The following is a 12,893-nucleotide window of genomic DNA, read 5'->3' as shown; positions in this document are numbered from 1 at the left end:
ACTCTCTTTTTAAAAGTGACACAGGGCGCAAGGAGGGGCGGTTTCAAACCTTTTTGCGCAACAGGTCCATGAGGCGATCGATCTGTTGTTCGTCGTTGAGCAGGCCAGGCGCGGTACGGATCACTGGGCCCACATCGCGGTCCACGGCATCGACCACCACCCGATTGGCCATCAGGTAGGCGGCGACCTTGTCGCAGTCCTGATTCTTGACCCGGAAGAAGGTGAAACCCGCCGACAGCTCGGGGCTCAGGGGAGTGACCAGCTCCACTTGGGGCAGCTCCTGCAGACGCTGCTTGAGGTAGCTGTTGAGGGCGTGGATGCGCGCCTGGACCTCGGCCTTGCCCAGTTGCAGGTGCAGCTTGAAGGCCTCATCCAGGGCCCAGCGATGTTCAAAGGCGTGGTAGCCGCCGGGGGTCATGCTGGTGCCGAAATTGTTGTCCTCGGAAAAGGTCGGCACGCTGGGAGTGACGTTCTTGAGCTCCTCGGAGCGGGCACAGATGATCCCGGTACCGCGGGGGCCGAACATCCACTTGTGGGTGCCGGCGATGAAGAAGTCGCAGTGCATGTCGGGAAAGCTCAAGTCCTCCACGCCAAAACCGTGGACCCCATCGACCACGTAGAGGATCTGCTGCGGTTCATCACGCTGGCGATTGAGTTCCTCCACCAGTTTGCCAATCTCGCCGATTGGCAGTTTCACGCCGCTGCCCGACTGCACCCAGGTCATGCCCAGGACCCGGGTATTGGGGCGGATGCTGCGCTTGATCGAATCCAGGATTTCATCGCTGGAGACCCGGTGCGGGTCCTTGAACAGGCTGATCTTGCGCACTTGGGTACCCTGTTTGCGTACCCGGTATTCCAGGCTGTACTCGGTGGCGTAGTGCTCGTGCACCGTGGTCAGGATTTCCTGCTCGGGCCTTACGTGAATACCGCCATAGATCATCGCCAGGCCTTCGCTGGTGCTGCCGGTGAGGGCGATCTGGCCGGGCTTGGCTTGCAGATAGCGGCCTGCCCACTGGCGGACTTCGGCTTCGCGTTTCCAGGGTTCCTGCAGGTCCCAGTCCATGGTCAGCCCGGGGTTGCGATCGATGTTGGCGCGATGCCGTTCGATGGCTTCACGCACGGGCCTTGGGTGCGAGGTCACCAGGAAATTGGAGAAGTGCAGGTAGTTCGGGTCCTGATCGAACAGCAGGCGCAGTTGCGCCCATGGGTCCTTGGGCGTGGGCGCCGGGGCGCTAGCGCTAGTGCCGGACGCTGCCAGGGCACCGGCGCCCAGAGGCAGGCCGGCGGCGAGGATGCCGGCCTGTTTGAGAAATGTACGGCGATCGGTCATGAGCTCATTTCACTGGTTGGCAAAAGGGGAGGATCAGTGGTTGGCCAGGGGCTTGGCGGACTTCTGCACCTGCTCCCAGACTCGCAGGAAGTTGCCGCCCCAGAGCTTGGCGATATCTGCTTCGCTGTAGCCGCGCTGCAGCAGTTCGGCGGTGATGTTGCGGCCCTCGCTGACGTCCTTCCAACCGTCCAGGCCGCCGCCGTCGTTGAAGTCCGAGCTGATACCGACGTGGTCGATGCCGATCTTCTTCACCGCGTAGTCGATGGCGTCGCCGAAGTCCTTGAGGGTGGCCTTGGGTTCTGCTTCGACGATGCTGTACAGCTCGCCGGCGTACTCGCCGAAACGCTGCTCGGGCCACACGGTGATGATGGCGTCGCCGGGCATCAGGGCCATTTCCAGCCCGGTCAAGGGTTGCAGGTCGAAGCGGGCGCGCAGGGCGTTGAGCTTGTCCCGGGTCGCTTGGCTCAGGGGGCGGATATAGGTGGGAAAACCGACGATCTGCACCACGCCGCCGCTGTCCTTGATCAACTGCATTTCCTTGTCGCTGAGGTTGCGCGGGATATCCACCAGGGCCCGGGGCGCCGAGTGCGAAGCGACGAAGGGCGCGCGGCTGAGCTGGCTGACTTGCTCCAGGGCCTTGCTCGACATCTGCGACACGTCGATGATCACCCCCAAATCGTTGAGCCGGCGCACGGCCTGCTGGCCCAGGTCGGAAAGCCCGCCCAGGGCATCCGGGGTGTCGTTGAAGAACGGCAGTGGCCGCGAGGAATCGGACCAGGCGTTGTTGCCTACATAGCTGAAACCGAACATGCGCATGCCACGGGCAGTCCAGAGATCGAGCTGGTTGAGATCGGTGCCCAGTGGGTAGGCGTTGAGCATGCTGAGGAACACCGCGAACTTGCCTTCACCATTGAGGCGGCGGAACTCTTCCGGGGTGTGGGCGATGGCCACCTGGTTGGGGAAATCGCGGACCATGCCGGTGAGAATCTTGTAGCGCGCTTCCTGTTCATTACGCGCGGCGTCGACAAAGCCCGCCGTTGGGCGATGAGGGGCATTTGGGCCGTTCCAGATTTCCGGCCAGCCAAAGATCGTCAGGGCTGCGCCGGACAGGCGCCCGCGTCCGGCCTTGGCCAGGTCGAACTGGCCGCTGCCGTCCTTGTCGGCCTCGTTGCCGGCACTGCCGAAATCCAGGGGCACGGTAATGTGGCTGTCGAAGGAGAGGATGCGCTCCTGCAGTTCCTCTGCCTGCTTCATCACCTTGACCGGGTAGCCGGGGTTGTCCCTGAACCAGTAGTCCCAGGCCAGGAAGCCGGCGCCGGCGCCAATCGCCAGGGCCAGTGGCAGGCCGATGTAAAGAGCCTTCTTCGAACGTGGTTTTGTCATTGCCATCTCAGTCGGTTTCGCCGTCAAGGTGCAGGCACAGGGGCCTTTGCTATCTGGGAAGAACGAGCCAGTGACGAGGAAATTTAAGCCCCCTGCGCGGGCGGTAAATTTCCTGGGGCAATAAACGTTCTAGCTTGGATAAAGCCTGCATCAGGGCTGACACAGGTAGGGCAATGACGATTTCTCGACGAGGGTTCATGGCGGGCTTGGCGCTGACTGGCGCTGCAGTGCCGGCGGCGTTTTATGTGCATCGCGAGTTGACGCGTGAGGAAGCGTTTCCCATCACCCCGGGTGAAGCCACGGTGGACCTGGCGGACACCGCCGGGCAACGGCTGGCGGACCAGTTGCGAGGCATCTGGAGCATTCGCTTCGAAGGCGCCGATGCCGGGCTCGATGGCCTGCCGCGCCAGAACCTGGAGCTGTTTCTGGATATCGCCCAGCGCGGGCGCGGCCTGCGCGGTTACCTGGATAGCGCCGAGGGCCTGCGCGGCGACGCCGAGCCGCGCTACCGGATCGTTGCCGACCTGGTGAGCCCGCAGCCGGGTGAAATGTACTGGCGGTTGATTCCGGCCAATGCGCTGGACGGTGCCGCCGCCTATGAATTCAAGATGAGCCTGGATGAGGTCTGGGCCGGTTTCGCCAATGCCGGCAGCGGCACCCTGAGCGGCCGGGTCGAGCGCCTGGACCGGCCTCTGGCGTTGCCTGCCCTGGACAACCGCTTTGTCGCCACCAAGCAGATGTTTCCCGAAGCCCGCCAGCGTATCGGCCTGAACCCGACGCTGCAGGCCTGGCTGGTGTCGCCCGAGCATCGTTTGTTCCACCAGCTGTGGCACGCGACCCGGGACAAGTGGCACCGGCTTTCCGAAGAGAAGCGTGACGCCCTGCGTGGCATCGGTTGGCAGCCCGGCCCGCGGGGGCAGGAGCGCGATGCTCGCGGTCCGAAAAAAGATCGCAATGGCTCGGGTATCGATTTCTTCTTCATGCACCGGCACATGCTCGGCACGGCGCGTTCCATGCAGGACCTGCCGTCCTGGCAGCATTTCCCCCTGCCGCAGCCGGAACTGCTGCGGGATCGCCTGGGTTTCGCCCGCTATTTCGACAACCATGACGGCGGTTCCCTGCCGCCGGCGTGGCTGGCCGATGACGATGACGACTACAGCCAGTGGGTCAGCGACATCAAGGCCGGCGAGACCTACCACAGCAACTTCCAGGTCTGGGAGTCGCAGTACCGTAACCCGCGCTACCTGGCGAAGCTGACCCTGGGCCAGTTCGGCTCGGAAATCGAACTGGGCCTGCACGACTGGCTGCACATGCGCTGGGCCTCGGTGCCGCGTGATCCTTCCAGTGGTGCGCCGGTGCCCATGGCCCGCGATCCGGCGGACTTTTCCCCGCGCTGGTACCAGCCGGAAAACGACTTTCTCGGCGACCCGTTTTCTTCCCATGTCAGCCCGGTGTTCTGGCGTTTCCATGGCTGGATCGACGACCGCCTGGAGGACTGGTTCCGCGCCCACGAGCGTTTCCATCCCGGCGAGCTCAAGCGCCTGGAAGTCAATGGCGTGCCCTGGTTCGCCCCGGGGCGCTGGGTCGAGGCCGGCGACCCCTGGCTGGGGCCGGTGACCCACGGTTGCAGCACCATCCCCGGATTGCAGACCGGCAAGACCGTGGAGATGGACCCGGAAACCATGAAGCTGGCCCTGCGCATCACCTTTATCGAGGATGAAAAGCAGTTGGCCGATCTGCTGCGCAAGGTGCCGCGCCGGCCCTGGTATGCGCGGCATTTGAAGGTCAGGCAGCGGCTGCTGTAGTGGCGCCGGACTGATCGCGAACTTCGAGTCTGGAGGTCGTTGCTAGGGGTGTTCAGATCGAAAGGGCCACTTCGGCCAGGAAGCTGAACAGTTCTGGGTATCCGGTCTGCTGCCATGCTTGGGTTTCATGATCAAAAAAGCACACCTCTGCCAGGCATTGGTTATTTTCAATCCGGAAGCCGTAGAAGTCGCCGCAGCCGTTCTCTGAAAACAACAGATGACACTTGCCAATCAGTGGGTGTTGTCGATTGATTCTGGCCAGGTTGAAATCGCTGTCTCTGTCCAGTGAGTAGACGATTCCCAAGGCAAAGTAGCCGCCCCCATGCTTCAGCAGGAACTGGCGGTACTCGACAGGAAGTCGCAGCGCCAGGTCATTTTGAGCCTCGGTGATGTCCTCCTCGGTGGCGGCGCTGTCCGAAGGGAGCTCAAACCAGATCGGATGGAGGTTCTTCTTGGCATTCAGCAGTTGTTCAAATTCACTGAAGTTCATTGTCCAGGTCTTCTCGAGGCTCGAAAGATCAGTTGTCGGCCAGGGTTTCAGGCGCCCCGTGATGGTTCAGGAGCCGAGTTAGCGATGCTATCTCCTGAGCTTTCGGTTTCTTGCAGGTCATGGCCTCGTAGATCTCGTTGAGGACCAGATCCGGGTCCTTGTGAGTGAGCTGTGAAATGACATTCGCCAGGTTTCGATCTGACAGATGTTCATATAGCGCTGCCAGAAGAGGGCGGTAATCGGTTGTGCTGACTCCGTTCGGGAATGCTCTTTTCAGCATCGACAGCACGTCTGCCAGGGCGGCGTCCAGCTCGGTTCCAAGGGGCATGGTGGGGGCGTTGCTCGCGTCTGTGGGTGGTCGGACGATTCTAGGTCATCAGCGCCCTGGCCGTCGCTGCGACGATGGCCAGTGGTGATAACGCTGGCCATGCGAGCCTTTGGTGATTCATTGATTCCAGCCGCCCCCCAGGGCCTTGTACAGGGCAATGCTCGACTGCAGGCGCGACAGCCGCAGTTGCACGTTCTGGTCCTGGGCGGTGTACAGGGTGCGCTGGGTTTCCAGGACGGTCAGCAGGTCTTCGGCGCCGGCCTGATAGCGGCTCTGGGCGATCTCGAAGGCGCGCTGCGCCTGGTTCAGTTCTTCGCTCTGCCACTGGCGCTGCTGGTCCAGGCCGCGAATGCTGTTGAGGGCTTTCTCCACATCGGCAAAACCATTGATGATCGCCCCGCGATAAGTCTCCAGCAGCTCTTGCTGGCGCGCTGTGGCCCTGTCCCGTTCGGCGCCCAGGCGCCCGTTGTTGAAGATCGGCGCCACCAGCCCGGAGGCGAGGTTGTAGAAGGGATTGCGCAAGACCTCGCCCATCTTGTCGGAGCCCGTGCCCAGGTTGGCGGTCAGGGTCAGGGTCGGCAGCATGGCCGCCCGCGCCACTTTGACATCGGCCTGGGCCGCCGCCAGCCGGGCCTCGGCACCGGCGATATCGGGACGGCGGGTCAGCAGTTCGCTGGGTACGCCGGCGTCGATGGTCGGCCAGCTCAATTGGGCAAAGGGTTGGTCACTCAATTTCAGGCTCTGTACCGGCCGGCCCAGCAGGGTGGCGAGGGTGATCTGCGCTTCTTCGGCCTGCTGTTGCACCAGGGGCACCTGGCGTTGCTGGGCGGCCACCAGGCTTTTCTGCTGGGCCAGCTCCAGGGCGGTGGCCGAGCCGGAGTCATAGCGGGTCTGCACCAGTTGCAGCACGTTCTGCGCATTGGCCAGGTTGAGTTCGGCGATGCGGCTCTGTTCCCGCAACGACAGGACCTGGGCATAGCTGTTGGCCACGCCGCTGAGCAGGGTCAGCTCAACGGTGGCCTGGTCGAACTCGCTGGCCTGGACTCCGAGCAGGGCGCTGTCGTAGGCGGCGCGGCGACCGCCCCAGAAGTCGACTTCATAGGTGGCGCTCAGGCCCGCGTCGAACGAGTTCGTGACCGTGCTGTTGCTGCTGGAATCGAGCTGGCTGGAGTTGTTGCCGCGCAACTGTTTTCTGCGGCTGGCGTTGAAGGTGCCATTGACGCTGGGCAGCAGCGGAGCCCCGGCGACGATGGCACTGGCCTGGGCCTGGCGGACCCGGGCCATGGCGGCGGCCAGGTCATGGCTGCCGGCCCGGGCTTCGGCGATCAGTTGGTCCAGCTCCGGGCTGCCGAAACGGGTCCACCAGCGCAGGTCTTGCTGCCGGTCGCCCTGGCTGGCGGGAGAGTGCCAGGACGCCGGTGCTTGCAGGCCGCTTTCCGGGCGCGGCGCCGGGCTGCTGCAGGCCGCCAGCAAGACGCTGGCGGTCAGGAGGGTCAGGTGCACTTTCATAGATCGATCATTCACTGGTAAGGGCCGTGACCGGGTCGAGCCGGGCAGCTTTGCGGGCCGGCATGAAGCCGAAGATGACGCCGGTGACCAGGGCGCAGGCGAAGGCGCCGAGCACTGCGGCCAGGGAGAAGGCCACCGCCACTTCGCTGAGGATCAGGATGCCGCCGATGATCAGGGCCACGCCGATGCCGGTCAGGCCGCCGACCACCGAAAGCATCACTGCTTCGGTGAGGAACTGGCGCAGGATGTCGCGCTGGCGGGCACCGGTGGCCATGCGGATACCGATTTCCCGGGTGCGTTCGCGCACGGTCATGAGCATGATGTTCATCACCCCGATGCCGCCCACCAGCAGCGAGATCGCGGCGATGGCGCCGAGCATCAGCGACAGGGTGTTCTGGGTCCGGGCCTCGGCCTGGATCATCGCGGCGTTGTTGGTCAGTTCATAGTCGCGCTTGCCGTTGTGCAGGCGCAGCATCAGTTGGTCGATGGCTTGTTCGGCTTCCTTGACCTTGCCGGCATCGGCGGCGGCGATGGCCACGTATTCCGGGTTGCGACTGCCAAACAGGCGAGTGCTGGCGGCGGAATAGGGCACGGCGATACGGTCGTCGCTGTCCTGGTCGCCGGAGCTTGCACCTTTGCCCATCAGCACGCCGACCACCTGGAAGGGCGCGTTTTCGATCAGGATGTACTGGCCGATGGGGTTGGCGACATCTTTTAGCAGTTTCTCCCGGACCTTCTTGCCGATCACTGCCACTGCGGCGCCGGCATGTTCGTCGGCCTCCGTGAAGTAGCTGCCTTCCACTACCGGCCAGTTGAAGATATGCGGGAAGTTGGTGTCGTTGCCGCCGACATAGCTCATGTGATCGGCATTGCCGAAGCGCACTACGGCTTCCGATCCATTGACCGGCATGATGCGCTTGACCTGGGGCAGGGTGGCCACGGCGGCGACGTCGTCGAGGCTGATGATGCCTTGCGGCGCGCGCGGGTTGGGCGCGTGTCCGCTCAGGTAAATGATGTTCGAGCCAAACGCCCCCATCTGCGCCATCACCTGGCGCTTGCTGCCTTCGCCCACCGCCAGCATCACCACCACCGAGGCCACGCCGATGATGATCCCCAGTAGGGTCAGGGCGGTGCGGAAGCGGTTGATCCACATCACCCGCCAGGCGGCCTGTATGGCTTCCAGCAGTTCGCCTTTCCAGGCACCGGTGGGCTCGCTGCCGTCGGCCAGGCGCTGGCGCAGGTCCACGGCTTGCAGGGCGCCGGCGTTGGCGCTCAGTTGTACCGAGGGATCGCTGGTGGCGGTGTCGCTGATGATCTCGCCGTCGCGGATCTCGATGATGCGCTTGGCCCGTGCCGCCACTTCGCGGTCGTGGGTGATGAGGATCACCACGTGGCCCTGGCTGGCCAGTTCGTCCAGCAGGGCCATGACTTCGGCGCCGCTGTGGCTGTCCAGGGCGCCGGTAGGTTCGTCGGCGAGGATGATGTGGCCGCCGTTCATCAGGGCGCGGGCGATGGACACTCGCTGCTGCTGGCCGCCGGACAATTGATGCGGGCGGTTGCCGCTGCGGCTGGCCAGGCCCAGGCGCTCCAGCAGGGCGGCGGCGCGGGCGTGGCGTTCGGCGGCCGGGGTGCCGGCGTAGATGGCCGGCATCTCGACGTTTTCCTGGGCCGAGCCGGAAGGGATCAGGTGGTAGCCCTGGAACACGAAGCCGAAGGCCTCGCGGCGCAGCCAGGCCAGTTCGTCGCTGTCCAGGTGAGCCACGTTCTCCCCGGCGAACAGGTACTCGCCCGAGGTCGGGCGATCCAGGCAGCCGAGGATGTTCATCAGCGTCGACTTGCCGGAGCCCGAGGCGCCGACGATGGCGACGAACTCGCCGGCGTGGATCGACAGGTCGATGCCCCGCAGGACATCGACCTGCGGGCTGTCGCCGCCGCCGTAGGATTTGCGGATGTTCCTGAGGTCGATCAGAGGCGTCTGCATTCAACCCCCGCTGCTGTTGGCCGGGCCGATCAGCAGATGATCACCTTCGTTCAAGCCGTCGAGGATCTGGATGCGCAGGCGGTCGCTGATGCCGACTCGGACCTTGCGTTCGTCGATCGAGCCGTTCTTGGCCACTACCCGAGCCATCTGCAGGTCCGGCTCGGTACTGCCGTGCAGGGCGGCGATGGGGGCAGTGAGCACATTTTTTGCCTGATTGGCGACGAAGAACACCTGGGTGGTCATTTCCGCCATCAGGGCGTTGTCGGCGTTGTCCACGTCCAGCAGCACGGTGTAGAGCACCACCCGGCCGCTGCCGCTCTTGCTGGTGCTGTTGGGGCTGCCGCTGCCCTGGCTGGATTCGTTGAGGGGCTTGGGCGGGATCGGCAGGATCTGCCGCACAGTGCTGGTCCAGCGTCGGTTGCCGCCGCTCAGGGTGGTGAAGTAGGCGTGCATGCCGGGTTTGACGTGGCCGATATCGGCTTCCGAGACTTCGGCCCAGACGGTCATGGGCGAGAGCTTGGCGATGCGCAGGATCAACGGGGTCTGCTGCTGGGCGTTGAGGGTCTGGCCTTCGCGGGCGTCCACCGCGACCACGGTGCCGGACATGGGCGCATAGATGCGCGTGTAGCCCAGTTCGGCCTGGTCGCTGCGCAGGCTGGCCTGGGCCTGGCGGATCTGCGCCTTGTACATGTCGATCCGCGCCTGGGTGGCCTTGAGTTCGGCCTGGGCGGTCTGTACGTCTTCCTCGCGGGTGGCGCCGCCGGCCGCCAGATTCTGCTGGCGCTGGTACTTCTGCCGGGCCAGCTGGTTCTGGGCGTACTGCTCCTGCAACTGGGCCTGCAGGTTCTCGATGGAGAAACGGCTGGCGTCGAGTTTTGCCTGTTGGGTGGAGGGGTCGATCTCCACCAGCAACTGGCCTTCCTTGACCTGATCACCGGATTCGACGTGGATCTTGCGGATCTGCCCGGACGCCTGGGCGCCCACATCCACGTAGCGTCGTGGCTGCAAGGTGCCCAGGGCGGTGACGCTGCTTTCTATATCGCCGCGGCTCACTTGCACGGTGGTGAACTGGTCACGGCCTGCCGGGATGAACTTCCAGGCAGCGATGGCAACAACGGGGATCACACACAGTGCGGCAAGCAGGGCGCGTCGGGTAGGGCGAGGACGTTTCATGCAGGGTTCCGGCCAGGGGATATCGGCCCGTCACAACGGCCAGCTGCACAAGGGGCAGCCAGGCTTGCGGCTGCCGCAGGAACGGCAGAGACGGGGAGCTGTCAGGTAAACGAGATGCCGGGGGGGGAATTTAACTGCCGACACATGGCGTTACAGCTGTCGGAACACTGAAAATAAACCCACCGCGGTGCTGCGCTACTTTAAATCTATATGAGAATTACTATAAATTACGCCGCTACTAAACAGCCATCACGAATTACCGGGTGCAATCGGCCATGGCCGGACTTGCTCAAGGACAGAACCGCCCCAGTGGGCGCTCGGGAGCCCTGTTGGAAAACTACTATCGCGAGCTGATGTGCTTCCTCAACGCCAAGCTGGGCAATCGCCAGGTGGCCGAGGATGTGGTGCATGACGCTTATGTGCGGGTCCTGGAGCGCTCCAGCGATACCCCCATCGAGCAGCCGCGGGCGTTTCTCTATCGCACGGCCCTGAACCTGGTGATCGACGGCCATCGGCGCAATGCCTTGCGCCAGTCCGAGCCCCTGGAGGTGCTGGACAACGAAGAGCGTTACTTCAACCCTTCGCCGCAGACCAGCCTGGATCACGGCCAGCGCCTGGAAATGCTGCAACGGGCCCTGGCCGAGCTGCCCCGGCTGTGTCGTGAGAGCTTCCTGCTGCGCAAGCTCGAAGGCCTGTCCCACCCGCAGATCGCCGAACAGCTGGGGATTTCCCGCAGCCTGGTGGAGAAACACATCGTCAATGCCATGAAGCATTGTCGGTCGCGCCTGCGCCAGTGGGATGCTCAGTGACGAGCGGTGTTCGTCAACCGGGCAGAGCCCTGCACTGAATCTGACGTACCGGCAGCTTGCTTTTGTCTGAAGGCAACACCACCAGGCGGTTAAATTTTTTTTCATCGTCCTCGTTCCTACTCAACAGACGACCTGCTGGCCTGCATGGGCCGGCGAGGTCACCGGCGTAATTCCCCACGTTGAGGGGCTTCTCCAGAGGACACTGGACATGACACAGGCAATGGCATCGGCCATCGTTCACGATTTGATTGGTATCGGTTTTGGCCCCTCTAACCTGGCGCTGGCCATTGCGCTGGAGGAGCGCGGCCAGGTTCAGGGTCCTCTGGACGTGCTATTTCTCGACAAACAGGCCGATTATCGCTGGCACGGCAATACCCTGGTGGCCCAGAGCGAGTTGCAGATTTCCTTCCTCAAGGACCTGGTCACCCTGCGCAACCCCACCAGCCCCTATTCCTTCGTCAACTACCTCAAGCACCATGGGCGCCTGGTCGACTTCATCAACCTCGGGACCTTCTACCCGTGCCGAATGGAGTTCAACGATTATCTGCGCTGGGTAGCCGCTCAATTCAAGGATCAGAGCCGCTACGACGAAGAGGTCCTGGCTATCGAGCCGCTGTTGCACAACCAGCAGGTCGAGGCGCTGCGGGTCATTTCGCGTAATTCCCAGGGGGAAGAGTTCGCCCGCAGCACCCGCTCGGTGGTGGTCAGTGCCGGTGGCACCCCGCGGATTCCCGATACCTTCAAGGCGCTCAAGGGCGATCGTCGGGTCTTCCATCATTCCCAGTATCTGGAGCGCATGGCTGAACAACCCTGTGTGGCCGGCAAGAAGATGAAGGTCGCGATCATTGGTGGTGGCCAGAGTGCAGCAGAAGCCTTCATTGACCTGAATGACAGCTTCCCTTCGGTACAGGTGGACTTGATTATCCGTGGTTCGGCACTCAAGCCCGCAGACGACAGTCCCTTCGTCAACGAAGTGTTCTCGCCGGAATTCACCGACCTGGTGTTCCAGCAAGCGAGCAGCGAGCGTGAGCGCCTGGTCAACGAGTATCACAACACCAATTACTCGGTGGTGGACATCGACTTGATCGAGCGCATCTACGGAATCTTCTATCGCCAGAAGGTTTCGGGTATCGCCCGCCACGCGTTCCGTACCCTGACCCTGGTGGAAAAAGCCGTCGCTACCGATCACGGCATCGAGCTGGTACTGCGCAATAGCGCCACCGGGGCCTGCACCACTGAACACTATGACGCGGTAGTGCTCGCCACTGGCTATGAGCGCCAGATGCACCGTCAATTGCTGGCACCGCTCCAGGAGTACCTGGGTGATTTTGAAGTGGATCGGCACTATCGCGTGATTACCGACGAGCGCTGCAAGGCCGGCGTCTACATGCAGGGCTTCAGCCAGGCGAGCCATGGCCTGAGCGACACCTTGCTGTCGGTGCTGCCGATCCGTGCCCAGGAGATTGCCGATTCGCTCTACGAACACGGCAAGAGCCGCGGTCACAGCCGTTCGGTGCGTGACATGCTGCTGGCCACCGCCAGCTGATCGGCGGCGCCTCCGTTCTTGCCGGCGAAGGCGATCTATCGGGCCCTTTCGCTGGCAAGCCAGCTCCTACGGTTGTCAGTGACAGTGTGGGGAGCCGTAGGAGCCGGCTTGCCGGCGAAGGCATTCCTGAACCTTGGCTGAAGAACTTTTCGATTCCCTCTGCCAGGGTTTCCCTCCGGTTTACTCTGCAAATAGTGCGGCGTAAGCTGCGCGCGTTTTCAATCAGTGGAGGCCCAGTGTGGGTACTTGTTCGAGTGACAGGAGTCGGCCGGTTTCAGTAACCGGCGCAGTCCCGGCAAGATAGCGCGCAGCCTTTTTCCTGCCGCTGTCTCGCCGTCCAGCGAGATGCGGCATCCCGATCGCGAACTTCTGTGGTTCGCTTCCCGACGCCACTTCCTGGCGACTTCTATTTCCCCTTCGACCCGGCCGGCTGCCGTGTTGTGGTGGCATCGACGCGCAGGTCCAGGACCTGCGGATCAGGCATGCATGGAGGATTACCCTCCGGCAACGCCCGATCGTACCTGCCTGCGGTTTTCTCT

10 protein-coding genes are annotated in these 12,893 nt (G+C 63.3%); 3 read left to right on the top strand and 7 right to left on the bottom strand.

All coding sequences use genetic code 11. The annotated features are described in order from the left end of the window. Positions 1-43: 43 nt before the first annotated feature. A complete protein-coding gene (locus A9971_RS06600) occupies positions 44-1,330 on the bottom strand; it encodes an aminotransferase class V-fold PLP-dependent enzyme (protein ID WP_053152869.1) in 1,287 nt (428 codons plus the stop codon). 33 nt (positions 1,331-1,363) lie between these two features. Then, positions 1,364-2,713 carry a pyoverdine-tailoring dipeptidase-like protein PvdM gene (gene pvdM, locus A9971_RS06595; protein ID WP_123397513.1) on the bottom strand — a complete coding sequence of 450 codons (1,350 nt, stop codon included), beginning with the start codon at positions 2,711-2,713 and terminating at the stop codon, positions 1,364-1,366. A gap of 173 nt (positions 2,714-2,886) precedes the next feature. Between pvdM and A9971_RS06590 the strand changes: the two genes are divergently transcribed. After that, positions 2,887-4,518 (top strand): hypothetical protein, encoded by a 1,632-nt coding sequence (locus tag A9971_RS06590; protein ID WP_053152863.1) that lies wholly within the window; start codon positions 2,887-2,889, stop codon positions 4,516-4,518. Positions 4,519-4,570: 52 nt separating this feature from the next. Here the strand turns inward: A9971_RS06590 and A9971_RS06585 are convergent, their stop codons facing one another. The 5 genes from A9971_RS06585 to A9971_RS06565 form a co-directional block, all read right to left on the bottom strand. Further along, positions 4,571-5,008: an SMI1/KNR4 family protein gene (locus A9971_RS06585; protein ID WP_183001503.1), complete on the bottom strand. Its 438-nt coding sequence runs from the start codon at positions 5,006-5,008 to the stop codon at positions 4,571-4,573. Positions 5,009-5,036: 28 nt separating this feature from the next. Further along, a complete protein-coding gene (locus tag A9971_RS06580) occupies positions 5,037-5,336 on the bottom strand; it encodes a DUF3349 domain-containing protein (RefSeq protein ID WP_183001502.1) in 300 nt (99 codons plus the stop codon). 117 nt (positions 5,337-5,453) lie between these two features. Further along, positions 5,454-6,845 (bottom strand): efflux transporter outer membrane subunit, encoded by a 1,392-nt coding sequence (locus A9971_RS06575; protein WP_183001501.1) that lies wholly within the window; start codon positions 6,843-6,845, stop codon positions 5,454-5,456. 7 nt (positions 6,846-6,852) lie between these two features. Next, positions 6,853-8,826 (bottom strand): MacB family efflux pump subunit, encoded by a 1,974-nt coding sequence (locus tag A9971_RS06570; RefSeq protein WP_183001500.1) that lies wholly within the window; start codon positions 8,824-8,826, stop codon positions 6,853-6,855. After that, complete coding sequence (locus tag A9971_RS06565; RefSeq protein WP_015636412.1) at positions 8,827-9,999, bottom strand: efflux RND transporter periplasmic adaptor subunit; 1,173 nt, start codon at positions 9,997-9,999, stop codon at positions 8,827-8,829. Between the two features lie 326 nt (positions 10,000-10,325). Here A9971_RS06565 and A9971_RS06560 point away from each other — a divergent pair, with 326 nt between their 5' ends. Both A9971_RS06560 and A9971_RS06555 read left to right on the top strand, forming a co-directional pair. Next, positions 10,326-10,808, top strand: a complete 483-nt coding sequence (locus A9971_RS06560; protein ID WP_026020154.1) for a sigma-70 family RNA polymerase sigma factor — start codon at positions 10,326-10,328, stop codon at positions 10,806-10,808. 208 nt (positions 10,809-11,016) lie between these two features. Beyond that, the gene (locus A9971_RS06555) at positions 11,017-12,354 is read left to right on the top strand and encodes a lysine N(6)-hydroxylase/L-ornithine N(5)-oxygenase family protein (RefSeq protein WP_123397507.1); all 1,338 of its coding nucleotides are present in this window, start codon (positions 11,017-11,019) and stop codon (positions 12,352-12,354) included. The last annotated feature ends 539 nt before the right edge of the window (positions 12,355-12,893 follow it).

The sequence above is a fragment of the Pseudomonas sp. UME65 genome, assembly GCF_014170225.1.
Classification (GTDB): domain Bacteria; phylum Pseudomonadota; class Gammaproteobacteria; order Pseudomonadales; family Pseudomonadaceae; genus Aquipseudomonas; species Aquipseudomonas protegens.
The sequence above is the reverse complement of the archived record's forward strand: the minus strand, read 5'-3'. Positions and strand labels throughout refer to the sequence as shown.